The sequence below is a fragment of the Streptomyces tritici genome (assembly GCF_048500665.1).
Taxonomy (GTDB): domain Bacteria; phylum Actinomycetota; class Actinomycetes; order Streptomycetales; family Streptomycetaceae; genus Streptomyces; species Streptomyces tritici.
This window is the reverse complement of sequence record NZ_CP183183.1, coordinates 4,213,156-4,230,418: the sequence shown is the minus strand read 5'-3', so window position 1 is coordinate 4,230,418 and position 17,263 is coordinate 4,213,156. Positions and strand designations below refer to the sequence as shown.

At 73.5% G+C, this 17,263-nt stretch carries 17 protein-coding genes; 6 read left to right on the top strand and 11 right to left on the bottom strand.

Annotated elements, in window-relative coordinates; translation table 11 throughout:
* Positions 1–434: 434 nt before the first annotated feature.
* The 3 genes from ACNJ93_RS19750 to ACNJ93_RS19740 are packed head-to-tail and all read left to right on the top strand — an operon-like array spanning position 435 to position 1,500.
* On the top strand, positions 435–758 hold the full coding sequence (locus tag ACNJ93_RS19750; RefSeq protein ID WP_418958721.1) for a hypothetical protein: 324 nt from the start codon (positions 435–437) through the stop codon (positions 756–758).
* Between the two features lie 38 nt (positions 759–796).
* Positions 797–1,135, top strand: a complete 339-nt coding sequence (locus tag ACNJ93_RS19745) for a hypothetical protein (RefSeq protein WP_418958720.1) — start codon at positions 797–799, stop codon at positions 1,133–1,135.
* A 41-nt stretch (positions 1,136–1,176) separates the two neighbouring features.
* On the top strand, positions 1,177–1,500 hold the full coding sequence (locus ACNJ93_RS19740) for a hypothetical protein (RefSeq protein ID WP_418958719.1): 324 nt from the start codon (positions 1,177–1,179) through the stop codon (positions 1,498–1,500).
* Between the two features lie 69 nt (positions 1,501–1,569).
* Here the strand turns inward: ACNJ93_RS19740 and ACNJ93_RS19735 are convergent, their stop codons facing one another.
* From ACNJ93_RS19735 to ACNJ93_RS19715, 5 genes are all read right to left on the bottom strand, one after another.
* Positions 1,570–2,793, bottom strand: a complete 1,224-nt coding sequence (locus ACNJ93_RS19735) for an amidohydrolase (protein ID WP_418958718.1) — start codon at positions 2,791–2,793, stop codon at positions 1,570–1,572.
* 139 nt (positions 2,794–2,932) lie between these two features.
* Entirely contained in the window at positions 2,933–4,000 is a 1,068-nt protein-coding gene (locus ACNJ93_RS19730; RefSeq protein WP_418958717.1) for a hypothetical protein, read from the bottom strand.
* Positions 3,997–4,896, bottom strand: coding sequence for an N-acetylneuraminate synthase family protein (locus ACNJ93_RS19725; protein ID WP_418958716.1), 900 nt, complete (start codon positions 4,894–4,896; stop codon positions 3,997–3,999). Before ACNJ93_RS19725 ends, ACNJ93_RS19730 begins: the two co-directional genes overlap by 4 nt.
* 13 nt (positions 4,897–4,909) lie before the next feature.
* On the bottom strand, positions 4,910–6,223 hold the full coding sequence (locus tag ACNJ93_RS19720) for a cytidylyltransferase domain-containing protein (RefSeq protein ID WP_418958715.1): 1,314 nt from the start codon (positions 6,221–6,223) through the stop codon (positions 4,910–4,912).
* Entirely contained in the window at positions 6,223–7,497 is a 1,275-nt protein-coding gene (locus ACNJ93_RS19715; protein ID WP_418958714.1) for a DUF6716 putative glycosyltransferase, read from the bottom strand. The genes ACNJ93_RS19720 and ACNJ93_RS19715 overlap by 1 nt, the downstream gene beginning before the upstream one ends.
* 209 nt (positions 7,498–7,706) lie before the next feature.
* Here ACNJ93_RS19715 and ACNJ93_RS19710 point away from each other — a divergent pair, with 209 nt between their 5' ends.
* Complete coding sequence (locus ACNJ93_RS19710; protein ID WP_418958713.1) at positions 7,707–8,687, top strand: glycosyltransferase family 2 protein; 981 nt, start codon at positions 7,707–7,709, stop codon at positions 8,685–8,687.
* Positions 8,684–10,060 (top strand): alpha-2,8-polysialyltransferase family protein, encoded by a 1,377-nt coding sequence (locus ACNJ93_RS19705; protein ID WP_418958712.1) that lies wholly within the window; start codon positions 8,684–8,686, stop codon positions 10,058–10,060. The genes ACNJ93_RS19710 and ACNJ93_RS19705 overlap by 4 nt, the downstream gene beginning before the upstream one ends.
* Here ACNJ93_RS19705 and leuE read toward each other — a convergent pair.
* Both leuE and ACNJ93_RS19695 read right to left on the bottom strand, forming a co-directional pair.
* The gene (gene leuE / locus ACNJ93_RS19700) at positions 10,057–10,719 is read right to left on the bottom strand and encodes a leucine efflux protein LeuE (RefSeq protein WP_418958711.1); all 663 of its coding nucleotides are present in this window, start codon (positions 10,717–10,719) and stop codon (positions 10,057–10,059) included. The two genes, ACNJ93_RS19705 and leuE, sit on opposite strands and share 4 nt — an antisense overlap.
* Before the next feature lie 61 nt (positions 10,720–10,780).
* Positions 10,781–12,361 (bottom strand): acyl-CoA mutase large subunit family protein, encoded by a 1,581-nt coding sequence (locus ACNJ93_RS19695; protein ID WP_418958710.1) that lies wholly within the window; start codon positions 12,359–12,361, stop codon positions 10,781–10,783.
* Between the two features lie 182 nt (positions 12,362–12,543).
* Here ACNJ93_RS19695 and ACNJ93_RS19690 point away from each other — a divergent pair, with 182 nt between their 5' ends.
* Positions 12,544–13,419, top strand: a complete 876-nt coding sequence (locus ACNJ93_RS19690; RefSeq protein ID WP_418958709.1) for a L,D-transpeptidase family protein — start codon at positions 12,544–12,546, stop codon at positions 13,417–13,419.
* A 285-nt stretch (positions 13,420–13,704) separates the two neighbouring features.
* On the opposite strand, the gene ACNJ93_RS19685 is transcribed toward ACNJ93_RS19690, so the two are convergent.
* The 4 genes from ACNJ93_RS19685 to ACNJ93_RS19670 all read right to left on the bottom strand — a co-directional run bounded on the left by ACNJ93_RS19685 (position 13,705) and on the right by ACNJ93_RS19670 (position 17,203).
* Positions 13,705–14,805, bottom strand: a complete 1,101-nt coding sequence (locus ACNJ93_RS19685; protein WP_418958708.1) for a hypothetical protein — start codon at positions 14,803–14,805, stop codon at positions 13,705–13,707.
* Complete coding sequence (locus tag ACNJ93_RS19680; RefSeq protein ID WP_418961467.1) at positions 14,805–15,491, bottom strand: RNA polymerase sigma factor; 687 nt, start codon at positions 15,489–15,491, stop codon at positions 14,805–14,807. Before ACNJ93_RS19680 ends, ACNJ93_RS19685 begins: the two co-directional genes overlap by 1 nt.
* Before the next feature lie 297 nt (positions 15,492–15,788).
* Positions 15,789–16,625 (bottom strand): hypothetical protein, encoded by an 837-nt coding sequence (locus tag ACNJ93_RS19675; RefSeq protein ID WP_418958707.1) that lies wholly within the window; start codon positions 16,623–16,625, stop codon positions 15,789–15,791.
* A complete protein-coding gene (locus tag ACNJ93_RS19670) occupies positions 16,622–17,203 on the bottom strand; it encodes an RNA polymerase sigma factor (protein WP_418958706.1) in 582 nt (193 codons plus the stop codon). Before ACNJ93_RS19670 ends, ACNJ93_RS19675 begins: the two co-directional genes overlap by 4 nt.
* Positions 17,204–17,263 lie beyond the last annotated feature (60 nt).

Here is a 17,263-nt window from a genome sequence, read left to right as displayed (position 1 = left end):
CAGTTAAAGACACGTTCATGAGTCGTTACCGGATCGACGCCCACGAACTTCCACGCCCCCATCCTGCGCCCCGCGCCCCCGCCGCGCACGCCGTCACGGTGCGATCGGGTGCGATCACCGTGCGGTGCCGGGCCGGCGCCGGACGGGCGGGCCGGGCGCGCCGCGGACACCGCCCCCGACGAGAAAAGGAACAATGCATTCCGTCGGCCCCGGGACTGCGGATTTCGCCGCCGAAAACCGCCGATGCTTGCCGTCGCGTGATCATGGTGATAGGAATTCACCGACCACTTGATCAGCAACACGGCTGCTCACTGCGGGGGGCACCGGGGAGCCCTGACCACGCTCCCCCTGTTTTTTCGTCCTGACTGACGTGAACGGGCGACGTTTCTTCGTCGGGCCCGCCGAATTGTGCTGCCCATGGAAAGGGGAATTCCATGAAGCGTGCGCTCGCACTCACCGGCGTCGTCGGCGCCCTGCTGGCCGGCTCCGCGGCCTTCGCTCCGGCCGCGTCGGCGGCGGGAGGCGTCGGCAACTGCAACACCTGGACCTCCAGCCGCGCGCCCTACACCGGCTCCGCCTACTGCAGCAACATCGCCTGGGGCGACAAGTTCCGGGTCAAGCTCACGTGCGTCGACCCGCGCGGCTCGCAGTGGACCGTCTACGGCCCCTGGAAGCGGAACACCGAGACCTCCACGGCCAAGTGCTCCGACAACCCGAACGTCGGCGTGCTGCGCGTCGGCGTCTCCTTCAGCGCCTGACCAGCGCCGTTCCATACGTACAGATCCCTGGGGGAACCATGAACAAGTCTCTGGCCGCCGCGCTCGGGCTGGCTTTCGCCGCCGGCTCGCTGATCCTCGCGCCCGGCGCCTCCGCCGCGCAGCAGGGCGTGACGAGCGTCGACTGCGAGACCTGGAAGTCCAGCCACGCGCCCTACACCGGCTCCGCCAAGTGCACCGGCATGCTCCCGTACCCGCTGGAGGCGGCCAAGGTGAAGGTCACGTGCATCGACCCGCGAGGCGTCAAGACGGTCAAGTACGGCCCGGCCGTGGGCAACGGGAAGACGTCCACCGTGAAGTGCTCCGACAGCCCGAACGTCGGCGTCTACAAGGTCGGCGTGGAACGCGTCCGTCTCTGACGGCGACGGAAACCCGCCCCGAGAGCAGAAAAGACCATCGCATGAAGAAATCACTGGCAGCCGTCGCGGTCGGGCTCTCGCTCGTGACGACGCCTTTCGCCTCGGCACCCAGCGCATTCGCCGCCGCCCCGAAATACGGCTGCACCAGCTGGAAAAGCGCTGACGGGCGGACCGGCCACGCCAAATGCACCTCGATGCCGTCGCACTACCAGGCGCAGGTGGTCGTCATCTGCGTCGACTGGCGCGGCAAGGAGGCCACCGTCCACGGCCCGTGGGTCAAGAACGGCCAGACCTCGTCCCGCCGCTGCTCGGACAACCCGAACGTCGGCGTGAAGTGGCAGTACCACACCTACAAGTACTGGTAGGCCACACCGCCACGTGCCGGCCGCGCGCCGGCGCGGGGAGCGGGAAGCCCGCACGGGCTTCCCGCTCCGTCACGCGCGGGCGTCCAGCAGGGCGGCGGCGGTGAAGAGTTCGACGCCCACCTCGATGGCGCGTTCGTCGGCGTCGAAGTCGCCGCAGTGGAGGTCGCCGCGGGTGGTGTCGCCGGGGGTGCGGACCCCGAGGCGGGCCATCGCGCCGGGTACGTGCTCCAGGTACCAGGAGAAGTCCTCGCCGCCGAGGCTCTGCTCGGTGTCCTCGATGGCGAACGCGCCCCGGCGCGCCGTCATCGCCTCGCGCAGCAGTTCGGTCATCACCGGGTCGTTCACCACCGGCGGGACGCCCCGGATGTAGTCGATGGTCGACTTGGCGCGGTGCAGGGTGGCGATCTCGTCGACCGCCGCGTGCACCAGGTCCGGCGCGTCGCGCCAGCCCTGCAGGTCCAGGCAGCGCACCGTGCCGGAGAGCTCGGCGTGCTGCGGGATGACGTTGCAGGCGTGGCCGGCCTCGATGCGGCCCCAGGTGACCGCGAGCCCGGAGCGGGCGTCCACCCGGCGGCCCAGCAGGGCCGGGACCTCGGTGGCGACCTTCGCCGCGGCCGTGACCAGGTCCGTCGTCAGGTGCGGGCGGGCGGTGTGGCCGCCGGCGCCGTCCAGGGTGATCTCCAGCCGGTCGCAGGCCGAGGTGATCGGCCCGGGCCGCAGCCCGATCCGGCCGGCGTCCACCCGCGGGTCGCAGTGCACCGCCAGGATCCGGCCGACGCCCTCCAGGACGCCCGACTCGATCGCGTCGGGCGCTCCGCCCGGCAGCACCTCCTCCGCCGGCTGGAAGATCAGCCGCACCGGCGCGGGCAGCAGACCCGCACGGTCCAGCTCGGCCAGGACCAGGGCCGCGCCCAGCACGGCGGTGGTGTGGACGTCGTGGCCGCAGGCATGCGCCATGTTCGCCACGGTGGAGCGGTACGGGACGGTCTTGACGTCCGGGATCGGCAGCGCGTCGATGTCCGCGCGCAGCGCCAGCATCCCCCGCGCCCCGTCCCGGCCCTCCCAGGAACCCACGTCGCACATGAGCCCCGTGCCCGTGGCCAGCACCTTCGGCCGCAGCCCGGCGGCTTCCAGGCGCTCCTTGAGCCGGGCGGTGGTGCGGAACTCCCGGTTGCCCAGCTCGGGGTGCATGTGCAAGTCCCTGCGGAACGCGATCAGTTCGGCGCGCAGGGCGGCGGGCAGACGACCGGGCAGGGCGACGGAGTCGGGCTCACGGGACTTCAACTGGTTCACCTTTTGAAGGGTAGGCCCCAAGTGAGATCAACTGCCCGTCGATCAACAAAAGTTCAACCCGTTAGGGGAAGAAAAGAGGTGCAAGAAGGCTTGAGGGCCGCTCCAGCTGGGTAAGCTCGGCGGACTCCTGTGAGCGAACTCACCCGAACTCGAGCCGCTCGATCATGGTCGGCGCGGTGCCCGTCACCCCCGACAGGAAGCCCTGCGCCCGCGGCGAGGCGTTCTCCCGCAGCCACTCCGGCGCCACCTCGCAGACCGCGATCCGCACCCCGGTGCCCGCCAGGACCGCCGGAAGGGTGTGCACCACGGTGGACGGGAAGCTGACGACCGTACGGCCGACCGGGCCGCGGCGGGCGATCAGTTCCAGCGGCAGATCGGGGCGGACGATCTCCATCCCGGTCTCCACGGCGATCCGGTGCAGTTTCTCCGCGCTCTCCCGCCGGTGCGCGAAGTAGCGCGTCGCGCCGTGCGCCTCGGACAGGCCCCCGACCGCCTGGGCGTACCGGTCGGGGTCGACCACCCCGGTCTCCACCAGGGAGGTCCCGACCAGGTCCGCGCCCCGGGTCTGCCGCGGCGGCCCGAAGCGGGAGCGGGTCCAGGCGAAGCGGTTCGGGGTGACCGTGACGCCCGGCGGCGGGTCCACCGGCAGGGCGGTGAAGATCTCCACCGTCCGGCGGCGGGCCGGCGCCAGCCGGTGCCGGGCCAGCGCGGACACCGGGGCGAGGGCCAGCTCGCGCGGCCCGCGGCTGCCCCGCCGGTGCCAGCGCACCAGGCGCTCACCGCGGGTCAGCTGGGCCGCGTACTCCATGGTCGCGGTGCCGTCGTCGACGACCGTGAGCCGGTCGGCGCGCACCAGGGTCAGCAGCAGCTGGACGTACCGGGAGAACGGGTCGCCGATGACGACCCGCTCCGCCCGGTTCAGCTCCGGGGCGAGTCCGGCGAGGGTGCGCAGCACGGCCCCGGCGCCGCCGCGGGCCTCCTGCCAGCGCACGGTGACGCCCTCGTCGCGGGCCAGCTGCGCCATCCGGCGGAGCTGGCCGCGCGACATGGGGTCGGTCGGCGGCAGGACGACGATCGCCAGGTCGCCGCCGAGGCCCGGCGGGGCCCCGGCGGTGCGCTGCGCGGGCACGGGCGTACGGGCGTACGCCCATTCCAGGACGTTCAGGAGCTGGACCGGGCTCTCGACGAACGCCAGCCGGCCGGTCATGCGGCGACGAGCCCCTGGACCCGGCGGAGCTTCTTCATCGGGCCGAGCTCGGACTCGTAGACCTTCTTGACGCCGTCGCCGAGGGCGGTCTCGATGGTGCGGATGTCGCGGACCAGGCGCTGCAGGCCCTGCGGCTCGACGGAGGCGGCCTGGTCGGAGCCCCACATGGCGCGGTCGAGGGTGATGTGGCGCTCGACGAACGTGGCGCCGAGGGCGACCGCGGCGAGGGTGGTCTGCAGACCGGTCTCGTGGCCCGAGTAGCCGATCGGCACGTTCGGGTACTCCTGCTGCAGCGTGTTGATCACGCGCAGGTTCAGCTCCTCGGCCTTGGCCGGGTACGTGGACGTGGCGTGGCAGAGCAGGATGTTCGCGCTGCCGAGCACCTCGACCGCGTGCCGGATCTGCGCCGGGGTCGACATGCCGGTGGAGAGGATGACCGTACGGCCGGTGGCGCGCAGGGCGCGCAGCAGCTCGTCGTCGGTGAGGGAGGCCGAGGCGACCTTGTGCGCGGGCACGTCGAACTTCTCCAGGAAGGCGACGGCCTCGGTGTCCCACGGGGAGGCGAACCAGTCGATGCCGCGCTTCCTGCAGTGCTCGTCGATGGCGCGGTACTCGTCCTCGCCGAACTCCACGCGGTGGCGGTAGTCGATGTACGTCATGCGGCCCCAGGGGGTGTCGCGCTCGATGTCCCACTGGTCGCGCGGGGTGCAGATCTCCGGGGTGCGCTTCTGGAACTTCACCGCGTCGCAGCCGGCCTCGGCCGCGACGTCGATCAGCGCGAGGGCGTTCTCCAGGTCGCCGTTGTGGTTGATGCCGATCTCGCCGCAGACGTACACGGGCCGGCCGGGGCCGGCGGTCCTGCTGCCGAGGGTGCGGAGACGGGTGTCGGTGCTCATGGCGTGCGGTTCCTTACGCGTTCGGGAGGGTGGGGGCGGGGACGGAGACGGTGGCGGGGGCGGTTTCCGGAGCGGAGTCGGTGGCGGTTTCCGGAGCGGAGACGGTGGCGGTCGCCCGGGCCGGGGCGGCGAGTTCCGGGCCGAGGAGCCAGCCGGCGATCTCGCGGATCGCGCCCGCGCCGCCGCGCCGCGTGGTGACGGCGCGGGCGGCGGCCCGCACCGCGTCGTGGGCGTCGGCGACCGCGACGGGCCAGCCGACGAGGCGGAAGCAGGGCAGGTCGTTGACGTCGTTGCCGGCGTAGAGGACCCGCTGCGGGTCGACGCCGTTCTCGTCGCACCACTGCTTCAGGGCCCGGTCCTTGCGGTCGATGCCGTGCAGGACGGGGATCCTCAGCTTGCGGGCGCGGGCGGCGACGACCGCGTTCTGCTCGGTGGACAGGATCAGCAGCCGGACGCCGGCGCGCCGCAGCGCCGCGACGCCCAGGCCGTCGCCGCGGTGCACGGCGACGAACTCGTGGCCCTCGGCGTCGAGGAGGACCCGGTCGTCGGTCTGGGTGCCGTCGAAGTCGAGGACGACGGCGTCCACGTCGGTCAGCGACGGCGTGGTGACCGGGTCGAGCAGCGGGGCCAGCGCGCGGGCGCGGGCCAGGTCGTGCGGGTCGTCGATCTCCAGGACGCGGGCCGGGTCGGTGACGACGGCGGCGGTGCGGCCGAAGAAGCGGTGGCCGTGCCTGCGGAAGCCCTCGGCGTCCATGGCGTACGCCGCGCCGGTCTCCAGGTACTCCGGCTCGCGGTCCTGGCGGCGCGGGCGGAACGCCTTGTCGTGGTTGACGCCCTGCGCGTCGCCGGTGTCGCCGGAGCGGGCACGCCAGAGGAAACCGTGCGAGGGGGCCGTGGTCAGCGCGGTGTCGGCGGGGCCCCGCAGCACCTCGGCGGTCACCCCGTCGACGTCCTCGGAGGTGAGGAACGGGCTGGTGCACTGGACCAGCAGGACCACGTCGGCGCGCCGGCCGTGGGTGGCCTCGAAGGCGTCCATGGCGTGCAGCACCGCGGACTCGCTGGAGGACGCGTCGCTGGCGAGGGACGCCGGGCGGTGCACGGCCTCCGCGCCGGCGGCGCGGGCCGCGGCCGCGATGTCCGCGTCGTCCGTGGAGACGACCACGTCGGTCACCAGGCGCGCGCCGCGGCAGGCCAGGACGGCGCGGGCGACCAGCGGGACGCCGCCGACCTCGGCGAGGTTCTTCGCGGGCACGCCCTTGGAGCCGCCGCGGGCGGGGATCACGGCGAGCACGGTGGCCTCGGCGGCCGGTCGGTCCGTGGGGGTCATCAGAGTTCTCCCAGCCGGCGGATGACGGGGGCCACGCGCTGGACGCCGTGGCGGTACGCGCCCCGGGCGGCCTCGCGGACGAGCCTGCGGAGCCCGCTGTCGGGGGTCTGTGGGGCGGTCGCGTCGAGGTCGTGCCGGGCGAGGATGCCGGGCAGGTACCCGGGCGCGGTCTCGGCCGTGTAGTAGGGGGCGATCGGGGGCAGGGCGGGGCGGGCGAGCAGCTCCGCCACGCGGGCGCGGGCGACGTCGAAGGCCGTGTCGTACGAACCGTCGGCCACGACACCCTGGCGGGCGAGCCAGTCCTCGTCGGGGACCGGCCGCTCGTCCTTGTCGAGCGCGTCGAAGGAGGTCAGCAGGCCGGAGCCGATGAAGTGGTGGTTGCCGAGCACCTCGCGCACGCCGAGGTCGGTGAGGACCGCGGTCGGGATCCGGCGGTGCAGGGCCTCCAGGGCGGCCGTGGAGGAGACGGTGACCAGCAGGTCGGCGCCGTCCAGGACCTCGCCCATGTGCCCGTACACCAGGCGGAAGTTGGGCGGTACGGCCAGGTCGCGCACCAGCTTCTGGTACGGCAGCTCCTCCAGGTGCGTGGTGTGCTCGCCGGGCTTGGAGCGCAGCTTGAGCAGCACCTCGCGCCCCGGGTGCAGCCGGGCGTGGCCGATCAGCCGGCGCAGCAGGTACACGCGGTCGGCGCGGGTGACCGGTACGGACGGCTGGGCGGCGAACACCAACGTGTCGCGGCCGGACCGCGCCTCGTACGGCGCTCCGCCCAGGAACGGCAGCGCGGCCTCGACGACCGCGCCGGCGTCGGCGCCGACGCCCTCGTACACGGCGCGGAAACGCTCCGCGTCGTGGCGGGAGTTGGCGAGGACCACATCCGCGCCGTGCCGCAGCAGCAGGCCGTCGGCGAGCTTCTCGTAGACCACGCCCACGTAGCCGGTGACGATCACCGGCCGCCGCTCCAGGCCGAGTCCGGCGAGGCCCTCCAGGACCGCGCGGACGGTGCCGCCGACGAGTGCGAGGACGACGACGTCGTAGCCCTCGTCGCGTACCGCCCGCAGGAACCCGGCGCCCGTCACCTCGCGCGGCGGGGCGTCGGCGACGCCCGTCTCGGCGAGCTGGCGCGCGGTGGGGGTGGCCCGGCCGCGCAGGAGGAAACCGGTCGTCTCCGCCCCGCCGGGGGCGATGCGGCGCGCGGTCAGCGCTCCCCATTTCCACCGGGTGTCGGAATCTGCGAGTACGGCGACGCGCACCGCTGCATTGCTTGGTGAGGGCACGTCGGTGACGTTAGAAAGGCATCCGGCTCGATGGCCCAACTCAGCCACAACAAACGGTGAACACCGGCATGACGCGTTCTGAAAAGGCCCGGGAAAGCCGTGTCGCGCGCCCTGCGGTCAAACCGATTCAGCAGACCGTCGCCACGCGTTCACCGCACATCCCCCTTTCGGCAAGGGCGAATGCCGGGGGCGCGCCTAGCGTCGGCCGCGTGGTCAAGCTCTCTGTCGTCGTGCCGTTCTACAACGTGCAGACATACGCCCCCGACACCCTCAGAAGCCTGCACGCGAACGCGCGGGACGACGTCGAGTTCGTGCTCGTCGACGACTGCTCGACCGACGGCACGCCCCGGCTCCTCCAGCGGGCGGCGCAGGAGCTGCCGGGAGCGGTGCTGATCCGGCACGAGCGGAACGGCGGGCTGGCCACCGCGCGCAACACCGGCCTGGACGCGGCCCGCGGCACGTATCTGACGTTCCTCGACGGCGACGACTGGGCGGCGCCCGGCCACTTCGCCGAACTCCTCGCCGCCATCGAGGCGTTGGGCTGCGATTTCGTGCGCACCGACCATGTCGTGGCCACCGGCCGCAAGCGGTCGGTGAAGCGGGCGCCGATCGGCCGGCGCGAGGAGGTGCTGCGGCCGCGGGACGCGATCCTGCCCGCGCACCGCACCACCTCCGTGGACTATCCGTACGCCTGGGCCGGGATCTACCACCGGCGGCTGCTCGACCGCGGACTGCTGAGGTTCACCGACGGGCTGCGCACCGCCGAGGACCGGCCGTGGATCTGGCGGCTGCACCGCGAGGCGGAGTCCTTCGCCGCGGTGAGCACCCTCGGCGTGTTCTACCGGCGCGGGGTGGCCACTTCGCTCACGCAGATCGCGGATCTGCGCCAACTGGATTTCATCCGCGCTTTCGACCAGGTGATCGAGGAAACGGCTAACGATTCCGAGGCCGACCGGCTGCTGCCGAAAGCGGTACGCACGTACTGCGCGATCATCGCGCACCACAACGCCTCGATCAGTCGCTTCGAACCGGCCGTGGCGAGGAAATTGCGGGCGCTGAGCGCGGCCGCGCTCAAGCGAATGCCGCAGGACATTCTGAAGGAGGCGCTGAACTCCATGGACGCCGAACGCGCGGGTCTGCTGCGCAAGATCCGCCGCCGCCCGGGGTCCGCGGAGGTGGCCGCCGCATGAACTCCCGTACCACCGGCGCCGCACGCCCCGACCGCCGCACCACGCAGATCTTCTACGCCTCCACGCTGTACGGGGTGGCCACCCTGGCCGCCGCCCTGGACAGCGGCTGCTTCGGCCCCGCCGACCGGCGCCTGCTGCTGCTCGCCAACAACGCGGCCGTCCCCGAGACCGCCGTCGCCCCGGACGGCATGGAGGGCTTCGCGCGGCTGCGCGACCGCTTCGACGGAGTGCTCTCCTGGAACGAGGCCATCGCCCCGCTGCACCCCTCCGGCTGGACGCCCCGGCCGGACGACGTCCCGCTCCTGGAGCGCCATCTGCGCAGGCTGTGGGGCCTCGGCGACGACCGGCTCGAACTCGCCGTGGAATCCGTGCAGGTGACGCCGGCCCTGTCGATCGCCCAGCTCTTCCCTGACGCGGCGCTCGACGTGTACGCGGACGGGCTGATGAGCTACGGGCCCACCCGCAACAAGATCGACCCGCTGGTCGGCGAGCGGGTGCGCCGGCTGTTCCACCTGGACCTCGTGCCGGGCCTCACCCCGCTGCTGCTCGCCGAGTTCGGCGCGACGCCCCGGGTGGTGCCGGCGGAGGCGTTCACCAAGGTGATCGCCGAACTGTCGGAGCGGCCGGCGGCCACGGACACGACCGGCCCCGCGCTGCTGCTCGGCCAGTACCTGGCCGCCCTGTCGCTGCTCACGCCCGCCGAGGAGGAGGCGCTGCACCTGCGGATGGTGCGCGGCGCGGTCGCCGCCGGCCACCGCAGGCTGGCGTTCAAGCCGCACCCGACGGCCCCGCAGTCCTGGACGAGGGCGCTGCGCGAGGAGGCGGAGCGGCTCGGCGCCGAACTGACCGTGATCGACCGCCCGGTGCTCGCGGAGGTGCTGTACCGGGAGCTGCGGCCCGCGCTCGTGGTGGGCTGCTTCTCGACGGCCCTGCTCACCGCGAGCACGTTCTACGGCCTGCCGGTGGCGCGGGTCGGCACGGACACCCTGCTCGGCCGGCTGAGCCCGTACGAGAACAGCAACCGCGTCCCCGTGACGATCGTGGACGCCCTGCTGCCGGACCTGGACGACACGACCGAGGTCTCCATGTGGGCCCCGCAGTCCGCGGCGACGGTGGCCGACGAACTGGCGCCGCTGCTGGGCGCGGTGGGCTACGCGATGCAGCCGCAGATCCGCGCCGACCTGCGCCCCGCCGCCGAGGCGTACCTGGCGGGCGGACCGTCGGCCGGGACCGCGCGCTACTTCACCCGCCGCCGGCTCACCGTCCTCGGCCTCCCCGGCGGCCTGCCGGTCCCCCGCCACGCCGCCGTCCGCCGCCTGGCCCGCCGCGCCCGCCGCCTGAAGCGCGCCGCGCTGCGGCGGGTCAGCCGCTAGGCAGTGCTGCTCAGGGAGAGCTTCACGGCGAAGCCGAGGAAGAGGGCTCCGGCCGCCGAGGTGGCGCCGGCCGAGAGCCGGCGGCGGCGGCGGAAGGCGGCCGCCAGGCGGGTGCCGCCGAAGATCAGGGTCGTCAGGTAGAGGAAGCTGCCCAGCTGGAGCAGGGTGCCGAGGACCAGGAAGGAGAGCGCCGGGTAGGCGTACGCCGGGTCCACGAACTGCACGAAGAACGAGATCAGGAAGAGGATGGCCTTCGGGTTGAACAGGCTGATGATCAGCGCCCGGCGGTACGGGTTCTCCCCCGGCGCCGTGTCCGTCTCCGGAGCGGCCGCCGGGTCCTCAGAGGTCTCGCCGCGCGTGCGCCACATCTGCCGGGCCGCGCGCAGCATGCCGATCGCCATCCAGGTCAGATAGCCCGCGCCCGCGTACTTCACGATCAGGAAGAGCAGCGGGGTGGTCTGCAGCAGGGACGCCGCGCCCAGCGCCGCGAGGGTCATCAGGACCGCGTCCCCGGTGAACACCCCGGCCGCCGCCTTGTACCCCGTGCGGGCCCCCTTGCGGGCGGCGACGGACAGCACGTAGAGCGAGTTCGGCCCCGGCAGGAGGATGATCAGGGCGAGGCCCGCGAGATACGTCGGCAGATCGGTGACACCCAGCATGAAGCGGAGTGTCGCACAGGGGTACGACACTCCGCTTTCGGATTCCGCAGGGTGAAACGTCCTAGAAGGCGTCGGTCGGGACGTACGTGCCCCACACCTCGCGCAGCGCGTTGCAGACCTCGCCGACCGTGGCCCGGGCCTTCAGCGCGTCCTTCATCGGGTAGAGCACGTTGTCCGTGCCCTCGGCGGCCTTCTTCAGCGCCTCCAGGGCCGCGTCGACGGCCGCCTGGTCGCGCTCGGCGCGCAGCTTCGCGAGCCGCTCCGCCTGCTGGGCCTCGATCGCCGGGTCGACCCGCAGCGGCTCGTACGGCTCCTCGACGTCGATCGTGTAGCGGTTGACGCCGACGACGACCCGCTCGCCGCTGTCGGTCTCCTGGGCGATCCGGTAGGCGGAGCGCTCGATCTCGTTCTTCTGGAAGCCGCGCTCGATGGCGTTGACCGCGCCGCCGAGGTCCTCGACCTTCTGCATCAGCTCCAGGGCGGCGGCCTCGACGTCGTCGGTCATCTTCTCGACCACGTAGCTGCCGGCGAACGGGTCGACGGTGGCCGTGACGTCGGTCTCGTACGCGAGGACCTGCTGGGTGCGCAGCGCGAGCCGGGCGGACTTGTCCGTCGGCAGGGCGATGGCCTCGTCGAAGGAGTTGGTGTGCAGCGACTGCGTGCCGCCGAGCACGGCCGCCAGGCCCTGCACCGCGACGCGCACGAGGTTGACCTCGGGCTGCTGGGCGGTCAGCTGGACGCCGGCGGTCTGGGTGTGGAAGCGGAGCATCAGCGACTTGGGGTTCTTCGCGCCGAACTCCTCCTTCATCACCCGGGCCCAGATCCGGCGCGCGGCGCGGAACTTGGCGACCTCCTCCAGGATGGTCGTCCGGGCCACGAAGAAGAACGAGAGCCGGGGCGCGAAGTCGTCCACGTCCATGCCGGCGGCGACCGCGGTGCGGACGTACTCGATGCCGTCGGCCAGGGTGAACGCGATCTCCTGCGCGGGCGAGGCGCCGGCCTCGGCCATGTGGTAGCCGGAGATCGAGATGGTGTTCCACTTCGGGATCTCGGCCTTGCAGTACTTGAAGATGTCGGCGATCAGCCGCAGCGACGGCTTCGGCGGGAAGATGTACGTGCCGCGGGCGATGTACTCCTTCAGCACGTCGTTCTGGATCGTGCCGGTCAGCTTGTCCGCCGGGACGCCCTGCTCCTCGCCGACGAGTTGGTACAGGAGCAGGAGCAGCGAGGCGGGGGCGTTGATGGTCATCGACGTGGAGACCTTGTCCAGCGGGATCCCGTCGAACAGGACGCGCATGTCGTCGATCGAGTCGATCGCCACGCCGACCTTGCCGACCTCGCCGTGCGCGATCGGCGCGTCGGAGTCGTGGCCCATCTGCGTGGGCAGGTCGAAGGCGACCGACAGGCCCATGGTGCCGTTGTCGATGAGCTGCTTGTAGCGGGCGTTGGACTCGACGGCGGTGCCGAAACCGGCGTACTGCCGCATCGTCCACGGCCGGCCGGTGTACATCGTCGGGTACACACCGCGCGTGAAGGGGTACGAGCCGGGCTCGCCCAGCTTCTCGTCGGGGTCCCATCCGGCCAGGGCTTCCGGCCCGTAGACCGGCTCGATCGGAAGACCCGACTCCGACTCGCGCGACATCACTGTGCCTCTCGGTAGACCTACTGTGCGGTACGACGACCCTCGCGACGGACTGTATCGGCGGCCGTGCGGCCGGTGGAGGGCCGCACGCTGGGACCTTCCTCACAGGATCCTCCCCGGTGCGCAACCAAGCACGCGCGGGAAGCATCTCTGGGTACACACACACGCCCCGGGGGGAAACCATGCGCCACCGTTCCGTCATACGCAGAGCCGTCCTCGCCGCCGCCGCGGCGGCCCTGATCGCCGGCTGCAACCCGGTCGCGGGGGGCGGCGCGGGCGCCGGCGACCCGTCGCCCGTCGCCCCGTCGACGAGCGCCGCGCCCTCGACGAGCGAGCCGGCGACGGACGACAAGCCTTCCGAGGCGCCGAGCAGCGAGGCCCCGTCGCCGTCCGCCGACCCGACGAGCGAGAGCCCGAAGCCGCAGTCGAAGGTCCTGATGGACGACGGCGACGAGAGCGCGCAGGTACGGGAACTCCAGGCGCGGCTGCGCCAGATCGGCTACTTCGACCGGGCGCCCACCGGCTTCTACGGCTCGATCACGGGCAGCGCGGTCAAGGCGTTCCAGAAGAAGCGGGGCCTGCCGGAGACCGCCGCGGTGGACGAGATCACCTGGCAGCGGCTGCTCGGCATGACGCGCAAGCCCACGCAGGACGAGCTGCGCCCGTCGACCAGCAACAAGCTGGACAAGCCGGACCCGCGCTGCATGACCGGCCGGGTGATGTGCATCAGCAAGGAGACCCGCACGCTGGCGTGGATGATCGACGGCAAGGTCCTGTCGTCGATGGACGTCCGCTTCGGCTCCGAGAACACGCCCACCCGTGAGGGCACGTTCAAGGTCAACTCCAAGAGCCGTGACCACGTCTCGACGATCTACCACACGCCGATGCCGTACGCGATGTTCTTCAGCGGCGGCCAGGCGGTGCACTACTCGGCGGACTTCGCGGCCCGCGGCTACAACGGCGCCTCGCACGGCTGCGTCAACGTCCGGGACAAGGGGAAGGTCGCCGCGCTCTTCGACCAGGTGAAGGTCGGGGACAAGGTCGTCGTCCACTGGTAGGCGAGCGAACCGCCGGGCGACCGGACCGGAAGAGAGTGAGGGGCGCGGGCGGGACCGGGGGAACGTGTCCCGCCCGCGCCGAGTGCGCCGAGCCGAAGGTACGGGGGGAACCCCGGCTCGTTTCTGCGCCGCCGATGACCAGTCGGCTCACTCAGTACTGCGTCACCGCCCGCGAAAACGTCACAGCTGTTCGGAAACGAAACGGTAACGACCGAAAATTCCTGCATCACCGCAGGTCAGAGGCGTGTGTGAGGTCTCGCGCGCATCGTCGCGCGGCAGGCTCGCTCAGACGGAGCGGGTGACGAGCACCCCGGCGTCGTCGCCGGAGAGCTCCGGGGCGGCCTCGTCGGCGAGGCCCGGGTACGGCTCGAGCGGGGTGTACGAGACGGCGGGGTCGGCGCCGGCCGTGCCCGCGGCGCGGTCGGCGCCGCCGTCCCGGCCGGTGCCGGTGCGCGTACCCGTGCCCGTACCGGCGTCGCCGCGGCCGTCGTCGTCCTTGCCGGAGTCGTCGCCGGAGCCGTCCGTGCCGCCGGAGCCCTCGGTCCCGCCGGACCCCTCGGTGCCGCCGGTGCTCCGGTCGCCGTCGGCGCCCTCGGTGTCGCCGAGCAGCCGGTCGCAGAAGTTCTTCACCGTCTGGCCGCCCTCGGGCGCCTCGGCCAGCCGGCGGCGCTGGGCGTCGTCCAGCTTTCCGGCCCGCAGGTCGAGGCAGGCCTCGGTGTACTCGCGGCGCAGCGCGGCGCGGTCCTTGTCGGCGTCGGCCGTGTCCGGGCTGCCCGGCGCGTTCGCGTCCGGGTCGCCGACCGCGGGCGGGGTGGACGAGGGTCCGCCGGAGGGAGAGGCGGAGGGACCGGCGTGGGAGTGGCCGTCGTCGGGCGTGTGGCTCGAGTCGGTGGGGTCCCCGTCGGGCACGTCGGTGTTCTCCGCTCCCGGAGAGACCGCGGCCGAGACGGAACTGGCGGGCGCGGGACCGTCGAACGGCGTCGGCAGCATGCCCGTCCCCGCGGCGACGGCCACGCCGCCGACGGCCAGTCCGGCGACGGAGGCCGCCAGGCCGAACCGGAAGGAGCGGGTCCAGCGGACGCGGCGGGGCCGGCCGGCCGGGGCCACCGGGCGGACGCCGTCCGGCTCGGCGGCGGAGGCGGGCGAGGGCGCCGGTGCGGGCGCGGCGGCCCGGGCGAGGGAGGCGGCGCGGAAGGCGGCCATGGCCGCCTCCTCGCCCGGAAGCGGAACCGTGTCGGCGAGCGGGGCGGGACGGGCGGAATCGAGGGCCTCGGCGAGCCGTTCGGCCTGGTCACGCGCGTGATCGTCGACGGGGTCGACCTTGTCGCCGCGCAGCAGTCGCTCCGCGGCCTCCAGGTCGAGCCACTGGTACCGCTCGTCGGCCATCACATGTCCTTCTGCGTCCGCGCGCGTGAATGCGTCACACCGCCCGGGCCGGTCGTGTCCGGCCTGCGCCCGCGCTGCGGGGGCACGCCCTCCAAGGAAGAGGAGGTTCCGCTCGCGTCGGTTCCGTTCCGGCCGGATCCGTCGGCGAGCAGTTCGGCGAGCCGTTTCAGCCCTCGGTGGGCGGCGGTGCGGACCGCTCCGGGGCGCTTGCCGAGCGTGTCGGCGGCGCTCTTGGCGTCCAGGCCGACCACCACGCGGAGCACCACGGCCTCGGCCTGGTCCTGGGGCAGCCGGGCGATCAGGTCCATGGTGCGACTGGTGGCGAGGGCCTCCATGGCCTCGTCCGCGGTGTCGGACTCGGCGGGCTTGTCGGTGAGCTCGGTCTCGTCGCCGCCGACGGCGGGGCGGCGGCCGCGCATGCGTATGTGGTCCAGCGAGCGGTTGCGGGCGATCCGGGCCGCCCAGCCGCGAAAGCGGTCGGCGTCGCCGCTGAAGCGGTCCAGATCGCGGGCGATCTGGAGCCAGGACTCGGACGCCACGTCCTCCGCGTCGGTCTCGCCGACCAGGGAGCGTATGTAGCCGAGCAGGCGCGGATGCACAGCGCGATAGACCGCCCGGAAGGCGTCCTCGTCTCCGTGCTGCGCCGCAAGCACCGCGGCGGTCAGCTCCGCGTCGTCCCCGAGCAATCCCCACACCTGTTCGTCATCGCGGCTGGTCACCGCCGCCGCGCCGCGCTGCGCGCAGCGCCACGCTACGTCCTCACCCGGTGTCACGTCCATGCGCGTCGGCGTGTTTGTCCCTGCCCCGGCGGACCGGTGACGCCGCGCGGTGTGACAGAAAACGCACCCGCGGCGCTGAGAGGAGTACGGGGCCGTGCTGCGGCCCCGTCGATGACGACCGGGGCCTCTCCTGTGGGGGGTGGCGGCCCCGGTCGTCCTCTCTTTCCGGGACCGGGCGCCGCGCGGCGGGCCTCCCCCGCCCCCTCACTGCTGCTTCCGCTTGCGCTTCCGCTCCGGGTTCCCCTCGGGCCCGCCGGGCCGCGGGCCGCAGTACGCCGCCACCCGCTCGGGGCCGCCGGCCGCCGCCTCCAGCCGCCGGAAGGCCGTACCGTCCGGCGGCCCGCCCTTGCGCGCCGCGGCGGCGAGGTACGTCTTGCAGTGCGCCGCCTCGTCCCGGGCCGGTTCCGGGCGTTCCCGCCCGGTCCGCTGGGGCGAGGGCACGGGCGCGGGGGCCGGCGGGAGGTCCGGTACGGGGCCGGGCGCCGGGCCGCCGCCGACGGGACGGGGCGTCCGGACGGCGGAGGCGGTGGGCGCGGCGGCCGGCGGTTCGGGGCCCGCCCCCGCGCCGGCGGCCACGGCGACCCCGCCGAGCAGCACGGTGACGGCGACCCCGAGGCTCACGGCCCGGGCCGGGGCGGCGGCCCTGCGGCGTACCGTTGCCGGCCGCCAGTCGTCCCGCCGCCGCGTCCGGCGCGCGCGGTGCTCGCCGGCGTCGCGGGCCTGGCGGAACGCCTCGACGGCGGCGGCCTCGGCGGGGCCGGCCGGCTCCCCGGCGGCGCCGTTCCGCAAGGCGTTCCGCAACGCGGTCCGCAGGGTCGCGGCGAGGGGGCCGGTGACCGGGTCGCCGGCCCCGTCGCCGGCGCCGCCGTCGCCCGCCCCGTCGCCCGCGGGCCCGTCCGCCGGTTCGCCCGCGGGCTCCTCCGCCGGTGCGTCTGCGGGCTCGTCCTCGCGTTCGTCGGCGGGGGCCCGGGCCGCTGCCGCGGCCGGCCTGTCCGGTTCGGCGCCCGCCGGGATGCCCCGGGGGCCGCGCTGGCGTGTCATGGTCTTCTCTTGTCCTTCTGCCCCTGCGGCGGCTCGGCGGCCATCAGGCCGGCCAGTTTCCTCAGTCCCCGGTACCCCGCCGTGCGGACCGCTCCCGCGCGCTTGCCCAGGACGCGTGCCGCCGACGGGCCGTCGAGTCCGACGACCACGCGCAGCAGCACCGCCTCGGCCTGCTCCCGCGGCAGGGTACGGATCAGGGCGAGCGCCTGCCCCGTCGACAGCGATTCAAGCGCGGCGTTCTCGGTGTCGTGCGCGCCCGGCAGGTCCAGCAGGTCCTGCTCCAGCAGGGCGGTCCGGGGCCGGCGCCGCTGTCTTCGCAGGTGGTCCAGGGCCCGGTGACGGGCGATCGTCGCGGTCCATCCCCGGAAGCCCGCCCCGTCGCCGCGGAACCGGCCGAGGTCCCGGGCGATCTCCAGCCAGGCCTCGGAGGCGACGTCCTCGGCGTCCTCCCCGACCAGTCCGCGTAAGTACCCCAGCAGCCCCGGATGCACCAGCCGGTAGGCCCGGGCGAAGGCGTCCTCGTCCCCGCCCCGGGCCCGCTCGACCTCGGTGCCCAGCTCCGCGTCGTGCTCCCCCACGCTTCCCTCTTCGTGCCGACGGGGCACCGGTCAGCGCGCCCGTGCCCCCCGATGATCAGC